The organism is Phenylobacterium sp. (genome assembly GCF_030697305.1).
In the GTDB taxonomy this organism is placed as follows: Bacteria; Pseudomonadota; Alphaproteobacteria; order Caulobacterales; family Caulobacteraceae; genus Phenylobacterium.
The window spans coordinates 1-24,541 of sequence record NZ_JAUYQL010000044.1 but is presented as its reverse complement, the minus strand read 5'-3'; the positions used below and the strand labels follow the sequence as shown (position 1 = coordinate 24,541).

18 protein-coding genes are annotated in these 24,541 nt (G+C 68.6%); 5 read left to right on the top strand and 13 right to left on the bottom strand.

The window, feature by feature from the left end:
• Positions 1–74: 74 nt before the first annotated feature.
• Positions 75–1,277 carry an OmpA family protein gene (locus Q8R27_RS05330; protein ID WP_305698032.1) on the bottom strand — a complete coding sequence of 401 codons (1,203 nt, stop codon included), beginning with the start codon at positions 1,275–1,277 and terminating at the stop codon, positions 75–77.
• A 493-nt stretch (positions 1,278–1,770) separates the two neighbouring features.
• Positions 1,771–3,570 (bottom strand): cation:proton antiporter, encoded by a 1,800-nt coding sequence (locus tag Q8R27_RS05325; protein ID WP_305698031.1) that lies wholly within the window; start codon positions 3,568–3,570, stop codon positions 1,771–1,773.
• Positions 3,571–3,740: 170 nt separating this feature from the next.
• Between Q8R27_RS05325 and Q8R27_RS05320 the strand changes: the two genes are divergently transcribed.
• Positions 3,741–5,828, top strand: a complete 2,088-nt coding sequence (locus Q8R27_RS05320) for a M13 family metallopeptidase (RefSeq protein WP_371134649.1) — start codon at positions 3,741–3,743, stop codon at positions 5,826–5,828.
• Between the two features lie 275 nt (positions 5,829–6,103).
• Here Q8R27_RS05320 and hisG read toward each other — a convergent pair whose 3' ends face one another.
• From hisG to pgi, 4 genes are all read right to left on the bottom strand, one after another.
• Positions 6,104–7,072 carry an ATP phosphoribosyltransferase gene (gene hisG / locus Q8R27_RS05315; RefSeq protein ID WP_305698029.1) on the bottom strand — a complete coding sequence of 323 codons (969 nt, stop codon included), beginning with the start codon at positions 7,070–7,072 and terminating at the stop codon, positions 6,104–6,106.
• Positions 7,069–8,205: an ATP phosphoribosyltransferase regulatory subunit gene (locus tag Q8R27_RS05310; RefSeq protein ID WP_305698028.1), complete on the bottom strand. Its 1,137-nt coding sequence runs from the start codon at positions 8,203–8,205 to the stop codon at positions 7,069–7,071. Before Q8R27_RS05310 ends, hisG begins: the two co-directional genes overlap by 4 nt.
• Complete coding sequence (hisS, locus tag Q8R27_RS05305; RefSeq protein WP_305698027.1) at positions 8,202–9,686, bottom strand: histidine--tRNA ligase; 1,485 nt, start codon at positions 9,684–9,686, stop codon at positions 8,202–8,204. The genes Q8R27_RS05310 and hisS overlap by 4 nt, the downstream gene beginning before the upstream one ends.
• 302 nt (positions 9,687–9,988) lie before the next feature.
• Positions 9,989–11,605, bottom strand: coding sequence for a glucose-6-phosphate isomerase (gene pgi, locus Q8R27_RS05300; RefSeq protein ID WP_305698026.1), 1,617 nt, complete (start codon positions 11,603–11,605; stop codon positions 9,989–9,991).
• A 94-nt stretch (positions 11,606–11,699) separates the two neighbouring features.
• Between pgi and Q8R27_RS05295 the strand changes: the two genes are divergently transcribed.
• Positions 11,700–12,152 (top strand): hypothetical protein, encoded by a 453-nt coding sequence (locus tag Q8R27_RS05295; RefSeq protein ID WP_305698025.1) that lies wholly within the window; start codon positions 11,700–11,702, stop codon positions 12,150–12,152.
• Here the strand turns inward: Q8R27_RS05295 and Q8R27_RS05290 are convergent, their stop codons facing one another.
• Complete coding sequence (locus Q8R27_RS05290) at positions 12,153–14,288, bottom strand: protein-disulfide reductase DsbD (RefSeq protein WP_305698024.1); 2,136 nt, start codon at positions 14,286–14,288, stop codon at positions 12,153–12,155. It abuts the gene before it with no gap.
• Between the two features lie 129 nt (positions 14,289–14,417).
• Between Q8R27_RS05290 and Q8R27_RS05285 the strand changes: the two genes are divergently transcribed.
• Complete coding sequence (locus Q8R27_RS05285) at positions 14,418–14,810, top strand: acyl dehydratase (protein WP_305595452.1); 393 nt, start codon at positions 14,418–14,420, stop codon at positions 14,808–14,810.
• Positions 14,811–14,812: 2 nt separating this feature from the next.
• On the opposite strand, the gene Q8R27_RS05280 is transcribed toward Q8R27_RS05285, so the two are convergent.
• Entirely contained in the window at positions 14,813–15,622 is an 810-nt protein-coding gene (locus tag Q8R27_RS05280; protein WP_305698039.1) for a SapC family protein, read from the bottom strand.
• 184 nt (positions 15,623–15,806) lie between these two features.
• On the opposite strand from Q8R27_RS05280, the gene Q8R27_RS05275 reads away from it, so the two are divergent.
• A complete protein-coding gene (locus Q8R27_RS05275; protein WP_305698023.1) occupies positions 15,807–16,691 on the top strand; it encodes a MaoC family dehydratase in 885 nt (294 codons plus the stop codon).
• Positions 16,692–16,696: 5 nt separating this feature from the next.
• On the opposite strand, the gene aguB is transcribed toward Q8R27_RS05275, so the two are convergent.
• From aguB to Q8R27_RS05260, 3 genes are all read right to left on the bottom strand, one after another.
• A complete protein-coding gene (aguB, locus tag Q8R27_RS05270; RefSeq protein ID WP_305698022.1) occupies positions 16,697–17,575 on the bottom strand; it encodes an N-carbamoylputrescine amidase in 879 nt (292 codons plus the stop codon).
• Positions 17,575–18,579 (bottom strand): agmatine deiminase family protein, encoded by a 1,005-nt coding sequence (locus tag Q8R27_RS05265; protein WP_305698021.1) that lies wholly within the window; start codon positions 18,577–18,579, stop codon positions 17,575–17,577. Before Q8R27_RS05265 ends, aguB begins: the two co-directional genes overlap by 1 nt.
• A 79-nt stretch (positions 18,580–18,658) precedes the next feature.
• Positions 18,659–21,952 carry a TonB-dependent receptor gene (locus Q8R27_RS05260; protein WP_305698020.1) on the bottom strand — a complete coding sequence of 1,098 codons (3,294 nt, stop codon included), beginning with the start codon at positions 21,950–21,952 and terminating at the stop codon, positions 18,659–18,661.
• A 204-nt stretch (positions 21,953–22,156) separates the two neighbouring features.
• On the opposite strand from Q8R27_RS05260, the gene Q8R27_RS05255 reads away from it, so the two are divergent.
• The gene (locus Q8R27_RS05255) at positions 22,157–23,704 is read left to right on the top strand and encodes a glycosyltransferase family 39 protein (protein WP_305698019.1); all 1,548 of its coding nucleotides are present in this window, start codon (positions 22,157–22,159) and stop codon (positions 23,702–23,704) included.
• Here the strand turns inward: Q8R27_RS05255 and msrA are convergent.
• Both msrA and Q8R27_RS05245 read right to left on the bottom strand, forming a co-directional pair.
• Positions 23,679–24,257, bottom strand: coding sequence for a peptide-methionine (S)-S-oxide reductase MsrA (gene msrA / locus Q8R27_RS05250; RefSeq protein WP_305698018.1), 579 nt, complete (start codon positions 24,255–24,257; stop codon positions 23,679–23,681). The two genes, Q8R27_RS05255 and msrA, sit on opposite strands and share 26 nt — an antisense overlap.
• A 63-nt stretch (positions 24,258–24,320) precedes the next feature.
• On the bottom strand, positions 24,321–24,541 hold a 221-nt coding region (locus Q8R27_RS05245; protein WP_305698017.1), incomplete at its 5' end, for a CoA-transferase.

Below are 24,541 nucleotides of genomic sequence, written 5' to 3'. Positions count from 1 at the left end.
CCCAAAAGCAAAGGGGCCCGGTCTTTCGACCGGGCCCCTCGCTATTCGGCTAAGCCGTCTTGTCTAAATCGAGATCAGAAGTTGATGTCGATCGTCGAACGACGGTTCAGCGGTTCCTTGACGCCGTCGCCAGTGGCGACCGCAGGAGCCGATTCACCCTTCCAGTCAACTTGCAGGGCGGTCTGGGCGACGCCCAGGCCAACCAGCGCGTCGGCGACGGCCTTGGCGCGACGTTCCGACAGGCGGACGTTGTACGCCGGCGAGCCGGAGGTGTCCGCGTGGCCCACCACGACGACCTGGGTCGCACGGCCGGCGCTGGCGTAATTGGCGGCTTCCTGAACCACCGTCTGGGCTTCCGGCGTCAGCACGTACTGATCGAACGGGAAGTAGACGATGAATTGCTTGGCCTCATACGCCGGCGGAGGCGGCGGGGGAGGCGGCGGGGGCGGAGGCGGCGGGGGCGGGGGAGGCGGCGGGGGCGGCGGAGCCGACCCGAACGCGTACCGCAGGCCGAGCGTCACCGACTGGTCGCGGTATTCGCCGCTGAACACGCCGGGTTGGATCGGGCCGATGGCGCCGGTGGCGGCGTTGCGGCCGACACCTTGCAGCTGCAGTTCCGTACCGCCGAGCCAACGATAGGTCAGGTCGACGTTCAGGCGATCAGAGGCCTTCCACGCGACGCCGGCGATGGCCTGATAGGCGAGCGCGGTGTCGTCGTCGTCGAACGCTAGGTTCTGGAACGCCGGGTTCGCCGCAGTGATGGCGCCGGTGATGTTCGAGAATTGGCCGACCGCGTCGATTTTGACGTGGTTGACGCCGACGCCGGCGCCGATGAACGGGTTGATCGCGGAGCCGGGCATGAAGTCCCAGATCACGTTGCCCATGCCGGTCCAGGCCGTGATGTCGCCGCTGGGCGAACCGCAGTTAGGAGCAGCGGCGGTGCGCGTCACGTTGGGCGTGCACAGGCCGAGGATGGGGTTGATCGCGCCGCCGCGGATCGACTCGATATCGCCGGGGCGATAGCCGAGTTCCGCTTCCACGCGCAGGTGATCGGTGAACTGATAACCGAGACGGGCGAAGCCGGCCCAGTCTTCTTCCTGGTTGAAATCCCAGGACAGTTGGCGGCCGCCGATCAGGTCCGACGACGTGCCGTCGATCCCCTCGGGCCAGTGGTAGCCGAGATCCACGGCGCCGTACCAGCCGGTGTCTTGCGCGGCTGCGCCGGACGCGGCGAACACCGCGGCTAGCGCGGCTCCCGCCAGGAGTTTGAACTTCATTATAGGAGCCCTCTTTTGCCCTCAGTGGTGCGGCCGAATGACCTAGCCGCTTATATCAAGGACGAGACATTGCGTAAGTGTCACCGAAGCCACACTTGGCATGCAAATTCTCAGCCCTCACGACGTAACGCTGACAGGCTACACTGCGACGCTCGACACAAGGCGTGCCGCACTGCGGTGTAGATCGCGTCTTTGTCCGTAGCAAGTGGCACGTTCGACCCCTTGCTGCGGCAACCCTTATATTTGGTCTGGCGAGTACATAACCGCCTAGCCATTAACGAATGGCTCGCGACGGAGTCCGAACGCGATCGATCACCTGACGCAAGCCTGCAGACTGGTCGATGCGCATTGCAGCGCTCCGCCCATTCGACACCTTGCATCCATGCGCGACCAGCCCGCCCACCGTCGTTTAGCCGACGCTGCAACGCGCCCGCGAAGTTCTGGTTCCTTGGATTCTTCCCGACCCTCAAAACCCACGCCGGACGTCCCTGTGTCAGGGGGCCGCACCGGGTTCGCCGCCTTGGCGATAGCGGCGCAGCCGGCCGCCAAGCGCTTCCGGTCGATTCAGCGACTTGCGCACCTCGTCCCGCCGCTCGTGGATCGAGGCGATGACCAGCCCCATGGGCACGCCGATCTCGACCAGCAGCGCCTCCGAGAGCTGGAGGCTGGCCTCGATAGTCTCGGGCACGGCGTCAGTGGCGCCTAGCTCGTAGAGGCGTTCGGCCTGGCGCGCGTCGCGGGCGCGGGCGATGATCTTGAGGTCGGCGCGTTGTTCGCGCGCCAGGCTGACCACGGTCTCCACAGCTTCCGCGTCATCCATGGTGATCACCAGGGCCGAGGCCTCGCCTAGACCGCAGCGCTTCAGGAACTCGATCCGGGATGCATCGCCGAAGTAGATCGCGTCGCCGCTGCGTCGGCCGATCTCCACCAGCTTGGCGTCGCGCTCGGCGGCGACCCAGGGGATCTCGTGCCGATGCAGCATCTCGCCGACCAGGCGGCCCACCCGTCCGTAGCCGATCACCAGCACCCTGGGGGCGACCGCGGGCGCTGTCGGCTCGACCGGTTCCTGCGGCAGCTCGCTGGGGGTCACCTTGCGGCCGCCCAGCTTCAGACCCCACGCCGCCAGCACGGGAATGCTCATCATCGACAGGGTCGAGGCGACCAACACGGTCTGAGCGACGGCTTCGGGAACGATACCGCCGCCGACAGCAGACGACAGGATAACGAAGGCGAACTCCCCGCCCCCGGCCAGCAGCAACGCCGCCTCGATGGCGCTTTGGCTGGTCAGCCGGAACAATTTCGCCAGCCCGAAGATCACCGTGGTGTTCAGCGCCACCATGCCGATCGCCAGCGCCGGGATCAGCAGCGGGTTGGCCGCCAGCGTCGAGAGGTTCAGGCCGATCCCCACCGACAGGAAGAACAGACCCAGCAGCAGGCCCTTGAACGGCTCGATGGTGACCTCGACCTCATGCCGGAATTCGGTCTCGGCCAGCAGCAGTCCGGCGATGAACGCGCCGATCGCCATCGACAGGCCGGCGAGCGCGCTGACCAGACCCGCGCCGATCACCACCAGCAGGCAGGCGGCCATGAACAGCTCTTCGCTCTTGGCGCGGGCCACCGAGCGCAACATTGGCCGCAGCAACAGCCGCCCGAACGCCAGCAGCACCAGCACGCCGATGGCGGCAGGCGCGAAGGTCAGCAGCAGATTGGGCGACAGCCCTTGGTCCGCGCGGCCACTGGTCATCGCGATGGTGATCAGGATCGGAGCCACGGCCAGATCCTGGAACAGCAGGACGGAGAATGTCGCGCGCCCGGCCTGCGAATGTTGGCGCTTGCGCTCCGCCAGGATCGGCATGACCACCGCGGTCGAGGACAGCGCCAGCGCCGCCCCGATCGCCGCGGCGCTGGCCACCGACTGACCCATGGCCATCGCCGCCGCCGCAATGATGCCGGCGCATAGCGTCACCTGCAGCGCGCCCATGCCGAATACGTAGCGGCGCAGCAGCCGCAGGCGCTGCCATGACAGCTCCAGCCCGATCATGAACAGTAGGAACACGACGCCCAGTTCGGCGAGCTGAGCGATCTCGCCGGGGTTGTCGATGGTGACATAGGCGACCCACGGGGCCGCGTCGGACAGCGACGCCAGGCCGTAGGGGCCGAGCAGCACGCCGGCGCCCAGAAAGCCCAGGATCGGACTGACGCGCCAGCGCCGGAACAGCGGCACGATGATTCCGGCGGTCGCCAGGAACAGAACGACATCCTTGTAGTCGCCTGCCGATACGTGGCCTTCCATACGTTCTCCTGCGCCCGACGATAAGCGTGGCTGCCCGCGACGGGTCGCGAATCCGCGGCGCCCGCGACCTTCGCCGCAAGAGCCCGTCTGGTCATAACAAAAAAGTCACGAGCCCCCAGCGCCGTGACCGGGGCAAGGTCGCAGCCTCAATTTCGCGAGGCTACCCTGTGATCAAGGCTGCATTGCTCGTCGCCGCGTCGGCGGGCGCTCTTCTTTCGGCGTTCGACGCGACGGCGCAAGCCGCGCCCGCCCGCGCCGCGCCCGCTCCCACGACGGCGGCGACCGCCGTCGCCGATCTGTCCAAGGCTCCGCGCATGGGCGCCTGGGGCTTCGACCTCACCGGACGCGACGCAGCCGTCGGCCCGGGCGAGAGCTTCTTCCTCTACGCCAACGGGACCTATCTGAAGCGGACCGAGATCCCGGCCGACCGCTCCCGCTATGGCAATTTCGACGCGCTGAACGAGCTCTCCGTGAACCGCATGCGCGCGGTGGCGGACAAGGCCGCGGGCGACCCGTCCGCCCAAGGCGAACAGGCGCTGGTCGGCGCCCTGTACAAAAGCTTCCTCGACGAGACGAAGGTCGAGGCGCTGGGCGCCAAGCCGCTGGAACAGGATTTGGCCAAGGTGCGCGCCGCCCGCGACAAGACCGAGATCGCCCGGTTGATGGGCGCGGCGGTCAAGGGCTTCGGCGGCTCGTTCTTCACCGCGGCGATCTACGACGACGCCAAGGACCCGATGAACTACACGGTCTATCTGGGCCAGGGCGGCATGGGCTTGCCGGATCGCGACTACTATCTGGAACCCCGGTTCGCACCACAGAAGACGGCCTATGAGGCCTATGTCGCAGCCATGCTCGGCCGTATCGGCTGGAAGGATCCGCAAGGCGCCGCCAAGGCCATCGTCGCGCTGGAAACGGAGATCGCCAAGGTCTCCTGGACGCGCACCGAACGGCGCGACGACGAAAAGACCTACAACCCCTACCTGCTGCCCGACCTCGTCGCCCTCGCCCCGGGCTTCCCGTGGAAGGCGTATCTCGACGCGGCCGATCTCGGCGGTGTCCAGCGGGTGATCGCGTCGGAGAACACGGCGTTCCCGAAGATCGCCGCCATCTACGCGGCGACGCCGCTGGACGTGCTGAAGGCCTGGACGGCGTTCAACGTCGCCGACAACGCCGCGCCCTATCTCTCGAGCGGCTTCGAGCAGGCGCATTACCAGTTCCGCGACAAGACCCTGTCCGGCCAACCGGAGCAGAAGCCCCGCTGGAAGCGCGCCGTGAACGTCGTCGACAGCCAGATCGGCGAAGCGCTCGGCAAGGCCTATGTCGCCGCCTACTTCCCGCCGGAGAGCAAGGCGAAGATGGAGGCCCTGGTCAACGACATCAAAACCGCCATGGGCCAGCGCATCGAGCGCGTCTCGTGGATGAGCCCGCAGACCAAGGCCAAGGCGCTCGCCAAGCTGGCGAAGTTCACCGTCAAGATCGCCTATCCGGACAAGTGGCGCGACTACACTGGCCTCAGTCTGAAAGCCGATGATCTGTACGGCAACGTCGAGCGCGCAACCGCCTTTGACTGGGCCTATCGCGTCGGACGCCTGGGCAAGCCCGTCGACCGCAGCGAGTGGGGCATGACCCCGCCGACCATCAACGCCTATTACAGCTCGACCAAGAACGAGATCGTCTTCCCGGCCGCGATCCTCCAGCCGCCCTTCTTCGATCCCGACGGCGACCCGGCGATCAACTACGGCGGCATCGGCGGGGTGATCGGCCACGAGATCACCCACGGCTTCGACGACCAGGGCCGCAAGTCGGACGGCGACGGCCGGCTGAGCGACTGGTGGACGGCGGAAGACGCGGCCAAGTTCCAGGTGCAGGCCGACAAGCTCGGCAAGCAGTATTCCGCGGTCGAGGTGCTGCCGGGCGCCAAGATCAACGGCGACCTGACCATGGGCGAGAACATCGCCGACCTTGGCGGGCTCCTGCTGGCGCTGGACGCGTATCACATCTCGCTGGGCGGCAAGCCGGCGCCGGTGATCGACGGGTTCACCGGCGACCAGCGGGTGTTCCTCGGCTGGGCCCAGGTCTGGCGCAGCAAGAATCGCGAAGACAGCATGCGCAAGCAATTGGTCAGCGACCCGCATTCGCCGCCGCAGTACCGGGTCGATCTCCCGGTCCGTAACATTGACGTCTTCTATGAGGCGTTCGGCGTGAAGCCAGGCTCGGCGATGTATGTGGCGCCTGAGGATCGCGCCCGAATCTGGTGACCCAATTTTAATTGACGTTTTTGTCAAAACTCGGTGTCAGGCAAAAATTTGGCCCGCTGCGGGGGATAATCGCAGCGGGCCGAATTCCGAGCAATTGCTCATATAGTAGGGCGTTTCCTCCCCGAAACGCCGGAGACGTCAGGACTAGCGCCGTCATGTCTCTCGCAGTTGTGACAAGATGGCAGTTTCGATTCCGAGTCAACACAGCGACCCGTGAATTGCATGCTATTTCGATCGGATTTTCGCGATAGCGCCAGTCTAGACGTCTTTCGGACCTACTTTTTGACGCCCGTGTCATCTTTCAGGCCCGCGATGAGCTGCTCAAATGGAGCGCATCGAAGGTCGAAAACGAAATCGGGCCGAGCTACGGTGACTGGGCCAAGGCCGACGGCGGTCAACGCGCCGGCGACGGCGGGTATGCGGTCGACACCGACCAGCAGCCCATTGGAACGTCGTGTTGCGCCTTGCGCCACCAGCGTATCGATGACGTCACTCGGCGCGTCACCTTGCGGCCAGTCCAAGGTGACCGTTCGCAAGGCCGCCGAACGCGCCTCGACGATGCGCAGCAGCCGCTCGGCGACGTCCAACTGGTGGTCGCTCCAGGCGATCTGCAGATTGGCCGCGAGCTGGAACTGGCTTTTCAGGATCAGGCCGTCCTCGAGCACCTTCAACCCGTTGGCGTTCAGCGTCGCGCCAGTGGTGGTGATGTCGACGATGAGCTCGGCGCCGCCCGACGCAGGTGCGCCTTCAGTCGCGCCACCAGACTCGGTTATCCGGTAGTCGGAAACCCCGTGCCGCGCGAAATAGGCGCGGGTCTGGACCACGTACTTGGTCGCCACCCGCATCCGTCGGCCGGTGCGCGCCAGGAACTCGTGCGCCACTTCCTCCAGATCGGCCATGGTGTCGACGTCGAGCCAGCTCTTGGGGACCGCGACCACCAGGTCCGCGCGGCCGAAGCCCAACGCCCGCAGCATCAGCAGCCGCTGGTCGATGTCCTGGCCACGTTCGCGGAGAAGGTCCTCGCCGGTGATCCCCAGGTGGACTTCGCCAGCGTCGAGCGCGTCGGCGATATCTGAGGCCGACAGCAGGCGGACCTGCACGCCAGGCATGCCCTTCAAGGACGCGATGTAGCCGCGAGAACCACCGACCAGTTGCAGATCCAGCCCGCAGTCGGCGAGCCAGGCCTCGACCTGCTCTTTCGGGCGCCCCTTGGACGCCACGGCGATGATCAGGGGTTCGCTCACGCCTCACCTCCAGCAAAGGCGCGCCAGGGGCGGACCATGCAGCCTATGGCGCGCGTCTGACCGGCGTCGCCCAGCCTGGCCATCAGCCCGTCGTAGCGACCGCCAACCGCCAGCGCCCGGTCGGCCCCCAGCGCCTCGCTGCGGATCTCGAAGGTGAGGCCATCATAGTAGTCGAACGCATGCCCCAGCGCGGTGGCGAAGCGCAGTCGGTCAGTCGGCACCCCCAAGGCCTCAAGCGCCCGAAGTCGGGACTCCCAGGCTTCCATGGCCTGACGGAAACTCGCGCCTGCGGGCTCCGCCGCGGCGCGCGCCAAGGCAAACGCTGAAGCGGGCTCTTCCGACACCGCGAGGAAACGGCGGATCGAATCGGCCTGGGCAGGGGTCAGCGACGGCGCCTCGGCGGCTTGGGCGCGGCGCACCAGCCGCTGGGCGATCTCCGCCGGTCCACGCCCGCCCACCGGCTCGATGCCCGCCAGCGACCAGACCTCTTCCAGCAGTTCGGCGGCCTGGGCCGGCGCGAGCTGCGACAGCATGCCCGTGAGCTGGCCGCCAGGAGCAGGCGCGGCGTCGCTTCCGGCGCGGGCGAGCTCGGCCTGCATCAGCCGCGGCCGGCCAGCGGCGCGCTTCAGCCGCCCGGCCAAGGCCTCAGGCAGGTTCATGCCGTCGATGAAGGCTGCGAACAGGCCGACGTCGCCGAGCCAGAGCGTCAGGTCCGACCGCCCGCCTGCGACCGCACAGCGCCAGGCGAGGGCGACGGTTTCCGCGTCAGAGCCGACGATATCGGCCTGGGTGACCTCGAAACGCTCGAGCCCGATCTGCAGGAACTCTTCAGGCGTGGTCTCACCGATCGCCGCGCGGAAGGCGACGCCCTCGTAGGCGTAGCGACCCGCGGCGGCCCCACGCTCCAGGTGCTGTCGCGCGATAGCCACGGTGAAATCGGGGCGCAGGCAGGATTCCGCGCCGCCCTCCGATTGCACCACGAACAGACGCGCACGCATCTGTTCTCCGGCCAGATCGAGCAGCAGGCCCAGCGGCTGCAGGATCGGCGCGTCGACGGATTCGGCGCCAGCCGCCAGGATCGGCGCGCGGATGGCGGCCAGGGCCTGGCCGGGGACCGTGGGCTCGACTCTCACGACGCGGCCCCAAGGATGCGGCGGATCTCCGCGACCAGTTGGTCGCGCGGCACGTTCAGCTGGCCCGGCCGCTGCTCGCGCCAGGCGGCGTTGTCGGTGACGCCGGCGGACAACTGGCGGCCCAGATCCAGATCCTTGATGGTCACCGTGCCGGCCTGGAACTCGTCCTCGCCGACGATCACCGCGGCGGGCGACAGCCTGCGGTCGGCGTACTTCATCTGCGGGCGCATGCCGGAGGTTCCGAGATAGACCTCGGTCGGTATGCCGGCGGCCCGAAGCTCGCCCGCCATCGCGAAGTAGTCGCCCATCCGGGCCGCGTCGAAGTTGATTATCACCACGGGCCCGCGGGCGTCCGCCGCCCCGTCGCGACCGGCCGCGCGCAGCGCCGCTGACAACCGCGACACCCCGAACGAGAAGCCGGTGGCCGGGGTCTGCTGGCCGGTGAACCGCGCCACTAGATCGTCGTATCGCCCGCCGCCGCCGATCGAGCCGAAGCGCATCGCATCGCCCTTCTCGTCCAGGGTCTGTAGCAGCAGCTCGGCCTCGAACACGGGGCCGGTGTAGTACTCCAGGCCGCGCACCACCGACGGATCGAAGGTCGCGGCCGCCTCGGCCACGCCCAGTCCGGCGAGCGCGCGATCGATGGCGGCCAATTCCTGCAGGCCCGCCTCGCCCTCCTCCGAACCGCCGATGACTTGCGACAGGCGGTCCAGCACCTGCGAGCGGACGCCGCCACCGGCTTCAGTGAAGGCGACCACCGAGTCCACAGCGGCCGGCGCCAGGCCGGCGCCCTTGGTGAACGCGCCCGACTCGTCCAGCCGCCCTTCGCCCAGCAGCAGGCGCACGCCTTCCGCGCCCAGGCGGTCCAGCTTGTCCACCGCGCGCAGCACCGCCAGCTTCTGGCCCTCGTCACGCACGCCGGCGGCGGCCAGCACGCCGTTGAGCAGTTTGCGGTTGTTGATCTTGATCACATAGGCGTCGGCCGGCAGCCCCGCCGCGGCCAGACCCTCCACCGCCATGGCGATGATCTCGGCGTCGGCTTCAGGTCGCGCAGAGCCCACGGTGTCCGCGTCGCACTGGACGAACTCCCGGAATCGGCCCGGGCCAGGCTTCTCGTTGCGCCACACCGGCCCGGCAGCGTAGCGCCGGAACGGCTTGGGCAGCGTCTCCCAGTTCTGGGCCGCGAAACGGGCCAGGGGCGCGGTCAGGTCATAGCGCAGCGCGATCCACTGATCGTCGTCGTCCTGTAGCGAGAACACGCCCTCGTTCGGGCGATCGGCGTCAGGCAGGAACTTGCCCAGCGCGTCGGCGTACTCGAACGCGCCGGTGTCCAGGGGCTCGAAGCCATAGCGTTCATAGACCGAGGTCACCGCGGCCAGCAGGCGGCGCTCGCCCAGCAGGTCGCGGGCGCGCCGGTCGTTGAAGCCGCGCGGGGCGCGGGCCTGCGGCCTTGCGGCCGTCTGTGCGGGGTCGTCGGTCATGGCGCGCGCTTAGTCCATGCGCCAGGGGCCGGCAAGCCGCGGCGTCTCAGGTTTGGAGGGGCGTCGAAATCCATCGGATGGTCCAGTCTGCATGGGCGGGCCGGAGGGATGGAGCCTTGCGCGTTCGCCTAAGCCCCGTCCCAGCGGGCGGGGGGCGAAGCTCGGGGAAGTCGCGTCAGCGCATGCGATCCCGGCCGCCCCCGCCGAAGCGGGTCGGATGGTGATGGCCATGATGCGCGCGCGAAAACATGCGCGCCTCTATAGTCGCGGTTTGTGAAGAAAACGAGTCCCTTGGGGCGGGCCTAGTCCTTCAGGCGACGGATCAGCGCCGCCGTCGACGGATCGTGCGTGCCGCTCGGCCCGCCCTCCAGTTCGGCCAAGACCCGGCCGGCCAGGCTCTTGCCCAGCTCCACACCCCACTGGTCGAAGCTGTTGATCCCCCACAGCACGCCCTCGACGAAGGTCTTGTGCTCATAGAGCGCGATCAACGCCCCCAGGGTCTCGGGCGTCAGCCGCTCCAGCAGGATGAAACTCGACGGACGGTCGCCCGGGAAGGCGCGCTGCGGAGCCAGCGCATCGATCTGCGATTGCGCGGCGCCTTGCGCCTGAAGTTGCTGGCGCACGTCAGCCTCGGTGCGACCGACCATCAACGCCTCGGCCTGGGCGACGGCGTTGGCCAGCAGCTTGGCCTGCCGCCCTTCGCTGTCGTCGCGAGCGCGATGCACGGCGACGATGTCCACCGGGATCACGTCCGTCCCCTGGTGCAGGAGCTGGAAGAAGGCGTGCTGGACGTTGGTCCCGGCGCCGCCGAACACCGCTGCGGCGGTGGCCTGCGCGACGGGCCGTCCGACGGCGTCGACCCGCTTGCCGTTGGACTCCATCTCTAGCTGTTGGAGGAAATCCGGCAGCAGGCGCAGCCGCCGCGCATAGGGGACGACGGCGCGGACGGTGCGCCCCAGGCCGTTGCGGTTGAACACGTGCGCCAGCGCCAGCATCACCGGCAGGTTCTCCTCCAAAGGCGCAGAGGCGAAGTGCGCGTCCATCTGCGCCGCGCCGGCGAGGAAGTGCTGGAAGATCTCGTGCCCAAGCGCGATGGCGCACGATAGGCCCACCGCAGACCACACGGAGAAGCGCCCACCGACCCAGTCCCAGAAGGCGAACACCTGGTCGGCCGGCACGCCGAACGCCTGGGCGACAGCGGGCGCGGCGGACACCGCCACAAGATGGGCGTCGCCCGCGTGGCCCAGGCTCGCGCGCAGCCACGCGCGGGCGATCTCGGCGTTGGCCAGCGTCTCTTGCGTGGTGAAGGTCTTGGAGACCACGACGACCAGCGTGTCCTGCGGGTTCAGCCCGGCCAGGGCGGCGCTCATCTCCGACGGATCGACATTGGCCGCGAACCGCAGGTCGATGTCCGGCTCGATGGGAGCCAGCGCCTCCCACACGAGCCGCGGCCCCAGGTCCGACCCGCCGATGCCGATGTGCACCACAGCGCGGAACGGCGCCCCCCCGGCCCCGGCGCGCGCGCCCGAACGGATCTCATCGACGAACCGCCACATGGTGGCGCGACCGGCGTCGACCAGGGGCGACACCGCCTCCCCCGCAACCTCGAACCGCGCGCCGGCCGGCGCACGCAGCGCCATGTGCTGGGCGGCGCGGCCCTCGGAGGTGTTGACCACGTCGCCGGCGATCAGCCGCGTCCGCGCGCCTTCGACGTCGGCGGCGCGGGCGAGGCCGATCGCGGCCTCGACCCCAGCTTGCGACCAGGGTTGCTTCGACAGGTCGACGTGCAGACCGGCGGCGTCGAAGGTCAGGCGGTCCAGCCGCGCCGGGTCGCCGGCGAACAGGCTTTCGATGCGGGACCGCCCGTCATGGGCGGCGGTGCGGGCGAGCTCGGCCCAGGCGGCCTTGGCGTCGGACATGGGCGAATGCGTTCCCGCTAGGCTGGCGTTTACCATGCGGCGGTAGCAAATGCGGGATTGGAAGTCTCGTTCCTCGGATGGAAGGCGTTCCCTCATGTCCTGCGCAGATCTCGCCGTGACCGCCGTGCTCTGGCTGGCCGCCGCCACGCCCGGCGCCGCGACGCCAGCGCCGCTCAGTCCCGAGCCGAGCGCGCCCGCCGGCGCCGTCGCCTACGAGCCGCTGTTCGCCGACATCGTCGCGCGCGCAACCCGCCTGCGCGGCGAGGCCGGCGCCGCGGAGAAGAACAAGCCCCTGCCCGGCGACTTCGCCCAGCGGATCAAGGAGCTCAGCGACCTGGACATGAAGGGCCACGTGACCCTGCGCGAGCGCGGCACGGACGGCGACCTCAAGTGCATCCTGAAAGGGATCTCCGAGGACCTGCCGCTGAAACTCCAGGCGGTCACCGCGGCCAGCGGTAACGACCGCGTCCAGGCGCTGCAGGACCTCGTCTACCTGCTCAACGACAACGTCGAGGTGATCACCTCGCCGCCGCGCCCGCCGGTCTAGTCAGCCCTTCTTGGCGCGGTCCAGGGCGCGGATCACCCCGCCCTCGGTGAGGATTTGCGGCAGGATGCGCGGCGCGCCGCCCTTGGCGTCGTACATCAGATACAGCGGCACGCCGGCGCGGCCATAGCGGCCAAGTTCCGCGGCGATCTCCGCGTCCTTCCGCGTCCAGTCGGCTTTCAGATAGACCGCGCCGGTGCGCGCAAAGGCCTGGGCGACAGCAGCGCGCGACAGGGCGACGCGCTCATTCACCTGACACGTCACGCACCATGCGGCGGTGAAATTGACGAACACCGGCCGCCCCTCGGCGCGCGCCTGAGCCAGGCGTTGCGGGGAATAGGCTTCATAAGGCGCACCCGACCCGCCGGCGCTCGCCTGAGACGCTGGCGCGACATCGTGCAGCGCTGGCCAGAGCGCCAGGGCGAGGGCCGCCGCGCAGGCCGCCAACGCCAGGCCGGTGAAACCGCTCGCGGCTTTCCCCGCCATCCGACGGCGCTGCGCATGGCCGGCCAGCCAGCCGGCGAACGCCAGGGCGACCGCGGCCGCCAGCAGGCCGGCCAGCGCCGTATCGCCGGCTTGCAGCGCCAGGACCCAGGCGAGCCAGGCGGCCGCTCCGTACATCGGGAACGCCAGCACACGGCGCAGCATCTCCATCCACGCGCCTGGACGCGGCAGCCTCGCCAGCAAAGCCGGCGCGAAGGCGATGGCGACGAACGGCGTGGCGAACCCAAGCCCCAACGCCAGGAAGACGCTGAGCGCCGCCACAGGGCCCTGGGTCAGCGCCCAGCCCAGCGCCGGCGCCATGAACGGCGCGGTGCAGGGCGCGGCGACGACCACGGCCAACGCCCCGGTGAGAAACGCGCCCGCGGTCCCGCTACGCGCGGCGAGCGGCGCGCCGACGCCCTGCAACGACGAACCGACTTCGAATACGCCCGACAGATTAAGCGCCACGGCCAGCATCAACAGCGCCAGCGCCGCGACCACCGGCGGCGACTGCAACTGGAATCCCCAGCCGATCGCCGCCCCCGCCATCTTCAGGGCGATCAACGCGCCGGCCAGCGCCAGGAAGGTCGCCAGCACGCCCAGGCCATAGGCTACGCCCTGTCGCCGCGCCTGCGCCGGCTCGTGCGCATGACCGGCCAACGACGCGGCCTTCATCGCCAGCACCGGAAACACGCAGGGCATCAGGTTCAGCAACAGTCCGCCGAGCAGTGCAAAGGCCGCCGCCAACGGCAATCCGAGGCCAGGCCCCGCCGCAGGGGCCGCGAGCTTCGGCGCGCCCAGGCCCGCCGCATCGGCTGGAGCTGGGCCAGGCGTCGCCGTGATCTCGTATGCGCGGCCGTCCACCGACAGCACGCCGGCCAGGCTTGCAGGCGAGGCGCCGCCCTGGAACGCCGTCCCCGGGGTCAGCGTCAGCGTTAGGCCCTGAGCCCCGAGTTCCGCCGGCTGGGGCTGCGCGTGGTCGATCACCGTCCGCTCGAACGGATAGAAATAGGCGCCTGAGCCAGCCGTACCCGCCAGCGCGGGCCCCGTGACCGCCAACGCCACCTTCTCGCCCTGCGGCGCGAAGACGGCGGCGAGTCCGGCGGGCTTCGGCGCATCGGCGACGGCGCGCGCGATCGCGGCGCCCCAGCGCGGATCGGCGGCGGCCGGCGTCGCGGTCACCGGTAGCTCGAGGGTCAGCGTCGCCTGTTCCGGAATGCAGATCTCCTCGCAGACCAGGAAATTCGCCTCGACCGAGAGTTTCGCAACGTCGCCGGGGCGCGTCTGCGCGGGCGCGGTCAGGACCACCGGCAGCAGCACCTCGCCCGCATAGCCGTAGTTCATCAGCGGTCCGGTGGGCTGGCGGCTCGGTGCGGGCCAGACGATCTCGCCGGCCCTCCACCCCTGAGGCAGCGTCCAGGCCAGCGTGGTGGCCTCGCCGGAATCGCCGGAGTTGCGCCAATAGGTGTGCCAGCGCTTGTCAATTTTCTGGCGCAGCGCGACGCGCACCGTCCCGCCCGGCGAGACGCTGGTCTGGGCGCTGACCAGTTCGGCGACCAGATGACCGGTGTCGACGGGGGCGGCTTGAGCGGGTCCACAGGCCAGAGCGCCGAGAACAATCGCGGTGGCCGCCAGGCTTGCGAACAATCGCGTCATTTGGCCGTCGGCGCTCCTGCAGGTCGGCCCCTATATGGCGGCCAGGACCTCGTGGCGCAAAGCCTGCTCGACTTCACCCGCCGCGCCGCCATGATCCTCGAATCACGTTCGATCATCAGGGAGCGTCCATTGCCTGCGCCTTTCGACGACATTCAGATCGGCCAGGTGGTCCACCTGGGCTCCGCGCCCGTAGAGCCGGCGGCCCTGGCGGCCTTCATCGAGGCGTTCACGCCCGGATGGGGGGTCGAGCACGGCGCGCCCGACGCCATGGTCTATGCGATCTGGAGCCGACTGGACGCCGCCGCGGGCGCCGCCTGGCCGCAGACCAAGCGGCTGGGCGTCGACGCCGTGCGCTGGATGCGCAATCCGCCCGCCGGCGAAACCCTGCGCGGCCGCATGACGGTCATGGCCAAGGATCCGGTGGGCGACGGCAAGGGCATCGTCATCGCCCAGCACGACCTGTTGGACGAAGCCGGCCGCCTGGTCTTCTCGTGTCTGACCCGGAGTGTCTTCTCCCGCTAGCCTCAGGCGTTGGCGGGAGACGGCGATTGGGCCTGCGCCAGGGTGTCCTTGGCCATGGCCAGCGCCACCAGCCGGTCCCAGCCGACCAGCGATTGCAAGTGGGCGTAGATCTGCGGCAGAGCGCCGTTGTCGCGCAGTTCCGCCAGTTGCTGGGGCGAGAGCTTGCCGAGCTTTTCTTCGGACACGCCGAAATAGTCGGCGATCTTCTGCGGCTCGCTCAGCGTCCCGTCCGGGTTCATCCCCTGGAAGTTGGCGACCTTCGGCTCGAACAGGTCGAGCGCGCGCAGCAGCTGGACGAAGTTCGTCGTGCGCTGGCGCTCCATCTCGTAGTTGTTGCAGAACTCGATGCAGGTCTTGGTGTAGTCGGTCGGCTCGCCCTTCTCGTCGAAGAACGCGGCCTCGCCGCCCTCGACGATCAAGCTCGAGGCGCGATCGATGCACAGCACCATCTGGCCGTTCTGGTCGTCGTTGGCGAACACGAACGGGTAGCGGCGGATGTAGGCCGGCACATAGATGCCCGCTTCGAACGAACCGTCCGGCTTGAGGAAGATGTTCTCGTCGGCGCGCAGGCCCATCACCGCGATCGGAAGCTTCTCGTCGCCGACGAAGATGATCGGGCCGGTCACTGCGGCCAGTTGGAATTCACCGACGGTCAGCGGCACCGCGTGAGCCTTGCTGGCGAAGGCGAACGGCCCCTCCACGCCCTTCACGCCGAGCTTGCCGTGCAGGTCGCGGCTCAGCGGTTCTGGCTTTGTGTAGAACAGCACGTTGCCGGAGATCTCGCCGTTGACGGGCGCTGGGGTCACATCCATGGGAAAGCCTTCGAAATAGCCGCCGGAAAGCGGGCGGTCGGGCAAGATTCCGCGCTTCTAACTGATCGACGCGCGAGCGGCAAACGTCGCTGTAAGCGTCGTCTTGCGCCGCCGGGGTTCAGCGGCTCCAATGTCGCCCAACGAGCCCGCCGTCAGATGCGGTCGCCGGGTCAGAGGAAACCTCATGCCGATCTACTACCCCGACATCCTGCAGCAGAAGTCCGCGCCGAAGACCTTCAGCTACGTCGAGAAGGACGTGATGCTGTACGCCGTGGGCGTCGGCATGGGCGCCGATCCGCTGAACGAGCAGGAACTGGACTTCGTCTATGAGAAGCGGCTGAAGGTGCTGCCCAGCGCCGTCACCGTGCTGGCTACCGCCAATGGCGGTTTCTGGCCGCCCGCGAACAGCTCCGCTTCGCCCGGTTCGCGCGAAACCACCCTCGACTACACCGCCGTCCTGCACGGCGAACAGAAGGTCGAACTTCACCGGCCTCTGCCGCCCTCGGGCGCCTTCACCGTGACCGGCGGCGTCACCGGCGCCATCGATAAAGGCAAGGACAAGGGCGCCATTCTGTTCAACGAGTCGGTGTGGACCGACGCTGCGGGCGAGAAGGTTGTGACGCTCACCACGTCCTCGTTCGCCCGCGCTGACGGCGGCTTCGGCGGCCCCTCGGAAGGCGCGCCCAAGCCGCACCCGACGCCGACTCGCGCGCCCGACAAGACGATCGAGATCGCCACGCGGCCGGACCAGTGCGCAATCTACCGGCTGAGCGGTGACACCAACCCGCTGCATATCGACCCAGAGGCGGCTCGCGTGTCGGGCTTCGACCGGCCGATCCTGCATGGGCTGTGCACGTTCGGGATCACCTGTCGCGCCGTTCTGCAGGCGATGCTGGATTACGACACCGATCAGATGGCCAGCCACCAGCTTCGCTGGTCGTCGCCGGTCTATCCTGGCGACGTTTTCACCATCGACCTGTGGCGCGACGGCAAGGAGATCTCGTTCGAGGTGCACGTGAAGGCGCGTGGCGTCACCGTCGTGAAGAACGGTTTGACGGTCGTGCGCTAGCGCGATCAGGCCGGCCGGGGATCGACTAGCGAGCGGTAGAGATCCGGCCGGCGGTCGCGGAAGAATCCCCACGCGGCCCTGTGGGTGGCCAGGTGCTCAAGGTCGAAGCTGGCCGTGATCACCCCCTCGTCCGTCCGTCCGAGCTCGGCGACCAAGTCACCCCGGTGATCGGCGATGAAGCTCGACCCATAGAAGCTCTGGCCGCCGTTGGGATACCCCTCCCACGGCTCGAAGCCGGTGCGGTTGGCGCCGACCACGGGGATCACATTGGAGACCGCGTGCCCCTGCATGGCGCGGCGCCACGGCGCGGCGGTGTCCAGGCTGGGATCGTGAGGCTCCGAGCCGATGGCTGTGGGATAGAGCAGCACCTCAGCGCCCATCAGCGCCATCGCTCGCGCGCACTCCGGGTACCACTGGTCCCAGCAGATGCCGACGCCGAGCCGCCCGAAGCGGGTGTCCCAGACGCGGAAGCCGGTGTCGCCGGGACGGAAATAGTACTTCTCCATATAGCCCGGCCCGTCGGGGATATGGCTCTTGCGATAGACGCCGAGCAGGCTGCCGTCGGCGTCGGCCATCACCAGGCTGTTGAAGTAGTGCGGGCCCTCGCGCTCGAAGATCGAGATCGGCAGCACCACGCCAAGCTCGGCCGCCAGCGGCGCCAAGGCGGTGACGCACGGGTGCTCGCGCCAGGGGTGGGCCTGGGCGAACCAGCGTTCCTCCTGGGCGACGCAGAAGTACGGTCCCTGGAACAGCTCCGGCGGCAGGATCACCTGCGCGCCTTGCGCAGCCGCCTCGCGGATCAGTTCGGCGGTGCGCGCGATGTTGGCCTGCAGGTCCTCGCCGAAGGACGCCTGGATCGCGGCGACGCGGATGGATCTCGCCATCAGGCGGGCTCCTGTTGGGTGATGCAGTGGAACGAGCCGCCGCCGGTGAGGATGGCGCGCGACGGCAGGCCGATGACCGCGCGGTCGGGGAACAGGGCTTCCAGCGCTTGCACCACCAGTTCGCCCGGCCGGGCCTCGTAGATCGGCACGATCACCGCTGCGTTGGCGATGACGAAATTCATGTGCGAGGCCGGCGCCGGCCCGCCTTCCGGACTGTCGATCCAGCCCGGCGATGGGATGCGCATGACCTGGATCGGACGCCCCTGCGCGTCGGTCATGCCGGCCAGACGCGAGGCGGCGTCGTTGTAGGCGTCGGCGTTGGGATCGCCGCGGCCCCAGGCCACGGGCGCTGCGACCACGCCGGGCGCAACGAAGCGCGCAAGATTGTCCACATGGCCGTCGGTGTGGTCGGCGCGCAGGCCCTCGCCCAGCCACAGCACGGTTTTGGCGCCGAGCGCCTGGGCCAGCGCCGTCTCGGCCTGGGCGTCGTCCCAGCCCGGATTGCGATTCGGATTGAGCAGGCACTGACGGGTGGTCAGCACCGTCCCGGCGCCGTCGTGGTCCAGCGCCCCGCCTTCCAGCACAAAATCATGGGCGGCGAGCGGCGCGCCCGACGCCGCCGCGATCTGGGCCGCCACGGTGTCGTCGTCGTCCAGCACGTACTTGCCGCCCCAGCCGTTGAAGCGGAAGGCGCGCGCCTCCAACCCCTTTGGGCCTTGCGCGAAGATCGGCCCGGTATCGCGCAGCCAGATGTCGCCGAAAGCGCCTTCGACGATCTCAATGCCGACGACGTCGCCTAGCAGCGCGCGCGCAGCGACCAGCCCCTCGGGCGATCCGGCGAGCAGACGCACGCGCTCCCGACCGGGCCCTGCCAGGGCGCGGGCGAGCGCCGCCACTTCCTGCTGCGCGGGCTCCAGGTCCTCCTCCCAGAGCTCGCCATGACTGGGAAAACCCAGCCACATCGCCCGGTGCGGGGCCCACTCTGCGGGTACGGTCAGGCTCATGGGATCCTTCGTCGCTGGACGCGCGCAGATGGGCGTGGCGACGCCCCGCGTCAAGCGCGCAGCGCCGGCCTGCGCAGGATCAGAACTTGAACTTGGCCCCCAGCTTGATCTGCCACAGCGACTGGGACGGGAACAGGAACGGCTTCAGCGGAGCCGCGAAGGCCCCGCCCACGCCGGTGCCGCTGTAGGTGTAGAAGGCGCCTGGCGTTCCGCAGTTCACCGTGGGTCCGCCGACCGCGGTGTTGCAGGTGACGTTCACCACCGGCACGGCCTTCAGGAAGTCGTACTGCTCCAGCACGCCCCACTCGTCGTTCAGCAGGTTGCCGAGGTTCTCGACATCCATGAACACCTCGATCTTGGCGCCGCTCGGGAGGAACGCCGGCAGTTCCTGGCTGAACCGCATGTCCACGGTCATCACGTCGGGGTTGGTGAAGGCGTTGCGCGCGGCGATGCCGCCCGCGAAGCCCGCCAGGCCGCTGCTTTGCAGGAACGCGTTGAAGGCGTTCACGTCGAAGCCGGGCGCGTATCGAACGCGCGGATCGTTGGCCGTGGGCACATAGAACAGCGCATTCGAGGTCGCCTGGCGGCCCGAATAGCTGGACGCCGCGTAGCCGAAGTCGTTGTCGAAGTTGCCGGTGCGGCTGTTGGCGAAGGTGTAGCTGAACGGCAGCCCGGTCCGCTTCTGGGCGTACATGCGGATCGAGGTCTTGTTGTCGCCGAAGAACTTCCGCGAATAGGCCAGATCGAAGCTGAAACGGTCGCGCTCCTCATAGTCGGAGGTCGCCGCCGGCGGACGTTCCGGATCCTGGGTCCCGAAGCGCGTGTAGCTCGAAAACGCGATCGAGCTGGTCATCGGGTTGGCGTCTTCGGCATGCGTCTGGGCGTAAATGAACTTCGCGGTCAGGCCGTCGAACAGGCCTTCGTTCCATTGCTTGCCGATACCGATCGCCCAGACCTCCGCGCCACCCTTGTCGAGATTCGAGAGCATGAAGTCGCTCTCGTTGCCGGTGGTCGTGCCAACCGTGCCGCGTGAGTAGACCGGCCGGCCGTCCGGGGCGACGCCGGTCTGTACGGCGCGGAGATCGCGCCAGTAGAGGCTGTTCTCGTTGATCACCTTCAACAGGTCGAGCTGCACCAGCCAGTCGTTGCCGAACCGGCCGAGGTCGAAGTTGTAGGCCAGCGACAGGTTGGCCTTCCAGACGCTGGGAATGGCCAGCGTCGGGTCGATGACGTTGGTGTTGCCGTTGCCGGGCGTGAAGGTGCAGCCGACCGGGACCTTGGTCAGGTCGACATTGGTCAGCACGGGGTTGGTGCAGATGGCGTTGGTCTGATTGACGCCGTTGTTCGAGAAGGCGTTCGACACCCACACGTTCAGGCCCGTGGACGAGAAGCGACCCAGACCGCCGGTGACCTTCCAGTTCGACGCCGGCTCCCAGTTGAAGCTCACCCGCGGCAGCAGGATGTTCATCCCGTCGAGGTTCTGCTGGTTGGAGAACCCGTTGCGCGACAGGAACGCCGCGTTGAACGTCGGCACGTCGTCCATGTTGTACCAGTCGAACCGGATGCCGGCGGTGATGTCGAAGGTGTCGGTCACCTGCAACCGGTCCTCGGCGTAGACGCTGGACAGCCGGTATTCGAACTGGCCGACACCCTTGCGGGCGGTGCCCAGGGTGGCCGGTACCGTGCCGGCCGTCGGATCGACGCCGCCGGTCAGGGTGAAGCCGCTGGCGCGCCTGGCCAGGAAGTCGGCGTAGGTGGCGAAGGCGTAGCTGCCCTGCGAGTTGGCGACGAACACGTTGAACGCTTCGTCGGTTTCGGAGCGCACGCCCACCAGCACCTCGTGCGGGCCGGCGCGGTAGCGGGCCAGTCCCTCGAAGACGTTCAGCTTCACGTTCAGGTAGTTGTCATGGCGGTTGATGTCCGCCCCGAACCGGATCTCCGGTAAGCCTGCCCCCGGCGTTACGACACCCGGCAGGTCGGCGACCCTCACCGTGGTCTCGCCGACGCTCAGACCGCCCAGCGGCAGCTGCTGGGTGTCGGTCTCCTTAAAGCCGTAGCGCAGCTCGGTAGAGAGGTTCTCAGTCCAGTCGGAGTTGAGCTGCACGCGGTAGGCCGTCAGCTCCTCGATCTTGTTGTACTGGTTCGTAGTCAGGGCCAGGCGCGGTTGGGTGACCGAATTGCCGTTGACGGTGACCGAGCTCACCGAGCCATTCAGCGAATTGCCCAGGGTGTTCTGATAGGCCAGCGTCAGGCGATGGCTGTCACTCAGGTTCCAGTCCAGCTTGGCGAACCACTTCTCGTCCTCGACCGGGAAGGCGCCGGCGACGTACCCGCCGGGATCGTAGCCGTAGACCGACTTGGTCGCGGCGCGGAAGGTGTCCACCGCGGACGTGCTGATGCGCGGGATCGATGACGACTTGCCGGCGTCGAACGGGCCTTCGTCGAAGCCCAGTTCGCCGTGGAACTTCTCGTAGCCGGCGAAGAAGAACAGCCGGTCGCGGATGATCGGCCCGCCCAGGGTGACGCCCCAGGTCTTCTCCGAGAACTCGAAGCCGGCGCGCGCGCCGCGCACGGTCTCGCCCTGCCAGTCGCGCCCGGTCTTGTCGCCGTAGATGGAGCCGTGGAATTCGTTGCCGCCCGCCTTGGTCACGCCGTTGATCTGGCCGCCGATGAAGCCGTTGTTGATCGCGCTATAGGGCGCCGCGGAGGCGTTGACCGCCTCGATGACCTCCAGGGACACCGGCGAACGCTGGGTCGGATAGCCGTTGCCGTTGAGCCCGAAGTCGTCGTTCTGGCGCACCCCGTCGATGGTCAACTGGTTGAACCGGGTGTTGGAGCCGGCGAACGACAGCGCGTCCGCATTGGTCGGATCGAGGGTCGCGAAGGGGTCCAGCCGCACCAGGTCCTTCAGGTCGCGGCTGATCGACGGCAGCGCCTCGATGTCGGCGGACGACAGGTTGATGCCCGGCCCGCCGGTGGGCGCCGCGACCGCCGCGGCGGTCACCACAACCTCGTCCACCTCTGAACCCGTACGCGACAGCGCCACGTCGACGTTAGCCGCGTCGCCGACGCCGATCGCACCGACCGACACCGTGCTCGCCTCGAAGCCTGGCGCCGTCGCCCGCACGCGGTAGGGTCCGCCGGCGCGCAGGCCCCGCGCCGAGTACAGCCCTTCGCCGCCGGTCACCTGGGTGATCGCCGAGCCGGTCGGCACGTGGGTCACGGTGACCGTGGCGTTGGCCACCGCCGCGCCGCTTTCATCTGTCACCTGACCCCGCAAGGAGCCGGTGATCTCCTGGGCGAACGCTGCACTGGACATCGCCCAAGCGAGCACCGTCGTCGCGCAGAGCGCGCGGCTCAATCTGGATTTCATTGTGCGTCCCCAAGATGATCCGGCGCACGCGGCGGCTTCCCACCTAGCCACGCGCGCCCATGTCGTACAGTCGCCGCCAATCGCATTCGGTGGCGACATTTTGATGAAGTCGGCTATGCGTGTCGCGCCTCCCGCGAGCACTGTGGCGCCGTAGCCGCACTACGCTCAGGAGGCGAGCATGGCTGCCCGATATAGGAGCGCGAGTTGCCTGACGCCGTGACACAGCCGCGCGCCCGGGATCTCGGATGGCGCACGGTCGCGGCGCTGGTCGTTGGGCTGACGCTGGTCCGCCTGCTGGTGCTGTTCGCCACGCCCCTCGACCTTTATCCGGACGAAGCCCAATACTGGCTTTGGTCGCGGGCGCTGGACTTCGGCTACTATTCCAAACCGCCGATGATCGCCTGGACCATCTGGGCGACCACGGCGATCGGCGGCGACGCCGAGCCCTGGGTCAGGTTCGCTTCGCCGTTCTACCACGCAGGCGCCGCGCTGGCGGTCTATGCGGTCGGGCGCAAACTTTACGGCCCACCGACAGCCCTGGCCGGCGCGGCTTTCTACGCCCTGATGCCGGGCATCCAGCTCTCGGCTGCGATCATCGCCACCGATGCGCCGCTGCTGTTCTTCCTGGGCCTGTTCCTGTGGTCCTATGTCAGCCTTCAGTCCACGGAGCATTCCCGTGGCCGACTGCTGGCTGCGGCGGCCTGTGGCGCGACGCTGGGGCTGGCCTTCCTTAGCAAATATGCCGCGCTCTATGCGGTGATTGGCCTGGCTTTACACCTCAGCGTCTCGCGCCAGGCCCGCGCGGTATGGGGCTGGCCGACGATCGGTGCAGGCCTCGCCGCGTTCGCCCTGATCCTGGCGCCCAACATCGCCTGGAACGCCGCCCATCACTTCGCCACCGTGCAGCACACCGCCGCCAACGCCGCCTGGGGCGGGCGCCAGCTATTCAATGCAGCGGAGCTTCTCGACTTCCTGACCTCCCAGTTCGGGGTGTTCGGGCCGATCCCGTTCGCCGTGCTGATCGGCGGCGCCGTGGTCCTGGCGGCCCGGCGGCGGCTGACGCGGGAAGACGTTCTGCTGCTCTGCTTCGCCCTACCGCCGCTGCTGATCGTCGCCACCCAGGCCTTCATCAGCCGGGCCAACGCCAACTGGTCCGGCGCGGCCTATCTGCCGGGCGCGGTGCTGGCCGCGGCCTGGCTGCTGCGCTGGCGGGCGCGCCGCTGGCTGGCCGCGGCGGTGATCCTGCAGGCCGTGCTGGCGATGCTGTTTTGGGTCTGGTGCGTGGCCCCGCACACCGCCGAGGCCATGGGCATGGCCAACAGCTTCAAGCGGGCCAAGGGCTGGTCGCAGATGACCGATGCGGTGATCGAGCGCGCCCGGTCGGAGCATGGCCTGACCGCGATCGCGGTCAACAATCGCTTCCTCTACAACGCCATGGCCTACTATGCGCGCGACTACCTGCGCCGTCCCGACGCCCCGCCGCTGACCATCTGGCTGCTGGAGGCGACGCCGCAGAACCAGGCCGAGACCACCGCCCCGCTCAACCGGGCCAATGGCGCGCGCGTGCTCGCCGTCAGCCTGGAGCAGACCTATCGGGACAGGATGGTCGGCGACTTCACGCGGGTGTCGGGGCAGGAGTTCGTCGGCGTGCGGCTGGACCGCAAGCGCTCGCGCCGCGCCGAGATCTTCATCGGCGAGGGTTTCGCGCCGCGTCCGCGCGCAGCGCTCAACGGCCCGCCCACACCGCCTTGATCGCCCGGTCGCGACCGCAGCCGACGCGGTAGGCGTTGTAGGCCACAGGGTTCTTGCGCGCATAGTCCTGGTGGTAGGCCTCCGCCGGCCAGAAGGTCGAGGCCGGCAGCACCTGGGTCGCCACCGGCTTGCCCAGCACCTTGCCGATCTGCGTCTTCACCGCCTCGGCGCTGGCCCGCTCGTCGGCGTTGGCGACGAACACGGCCGTGCGATAGGACGCGCCCTGATCGCAGATCTGGCCGTTTGGGTCGGTGGGGTCGATGTGGCGGAAGAAGCCGGCCACCAACTTGGTGTAGCTGGTCTTGGCCGGATCGTAGGTGACCTTGATCGCCTCCAGGTGGCCGGCGTGGTTACCGTAGGTGGGATTGAGGCGCGCGCCGCCGGAGTAGCCGACCACCACATTGGTCACGCCGGGCAGGTGCTCGGTGTCGTGTTCGGCGGACCAGAAACAGCCGCCGGCGAAGATCGCGGTCTTCAGCGGAGCCGCAGCGCCGGCCGCGCCGCCAAGGGTCAGGGCCAGGCCCGCCGTGATCGCCAACAGATTCCGTCGCATCGCCGTCTCCTTCGCCCCTTGCAGGCTCATACGTAGGAGCTCGCGACGCGGATGCAGGCTCGCCTAGCCGCCGATCGCCTCGAACGCGGCTTCGGTCTTGGCGCGGATCTCGTCCAACGACACGCCCGGCGCACGCTCGAGGAGCTTCAGTCCACCATTGATGTCGAAGACGCCAAGGTCGGTGACCACCAGGTCGACCACGCGGGCGCCGGTCAGCGGCAGGGTGCAGGCCTTGAGCAGCTTGGGCGCGCCGGACTTCTCGACGTGATCCATGACCACGACCA

Coding starts and splice junctions, on each gene's coding strand:
- Q8R27_RS05280 (WP_305698039.1), bottom strand. CDS start 15,622: ATGGATGTGACCCCAGCGCCCGTCAACGGCGAGATCTCCGGCAACGTG.
- Q8R27_RS05260 (WP_305698020.1), bottom strand. CDS start 21,952: ATGAAATCCAGATTGAGCCGCGCGCTCTGCGCGACGACGGTGCTCGCT.
- pgi (WP_305698026.1), bottom strand. CDS start 11,605: ATGTCCGACGCCAAGGCCGCCTGGGCCGAGCTCGCCCGCACCGCCGCC.
- msrA (WP_305698018.1), bottom strand. CDS start 24,257: ATGCGACGGAATCTGTTGGCGATCACGGCGGGCCTGGCCCTGACCCTT.
- hisS (WP_305698027.1), bottom strand. CDS start 9,686: ATGACCGACGACCCCGCACAGACGGCCGCAAGGCCGCAGGCCCGCGCC.
- aguB (WP_305698022.1), bottom strand. CDS start 17,575: ATGGCGAGATCCATCCGCGTCGCCGCGATCCAGGCGTCCTTCGGCGAG.
- Q8R27_RS05275 (WP_305698023.1), top strand. CDS start 15,807: ATGCCGATCTACTACCCCGACATCCTGCAGCAGAAGTCCGCGCCGAAG.
- Q8R27_RS05295 (WP_305698025.1), top strand. CDS start 11,700: ATGTCCTGCGCAGATCTCGCCGTGACCGCCGTGCTCTGGCTGGCCGCC.
- Q8R27_RS05265 (WP_305698021.1), bottom strand. CDS start 18,579: ATGAGCCTGACCGTACCCGCAGAGTGGGCCCCGCACCGGGCGATGTGG.
- Q8R27_RS05290 (WP_305698024.1), bottom strand. CDS start 14,288: ATGACGCGATTGTTCGCAAGCCTGGCGGCCACCGCGATTGTTCTCGGC.
- Q8R27_RS05325 (WP_305698031.1), bottom strand. CDS start 3,570: ATGGAAGGCCACGTATCGGCAGGCGACTACAAGGATGTCGTTCTGTTC.
- Q8R27_RS05330 (WP_305698032.1), bottom strand. CDS start 1,277: ATGAAGTTCAAACTCCTGGCGGGAGCCGCGCTAGCCGCGGTGTTCGCC.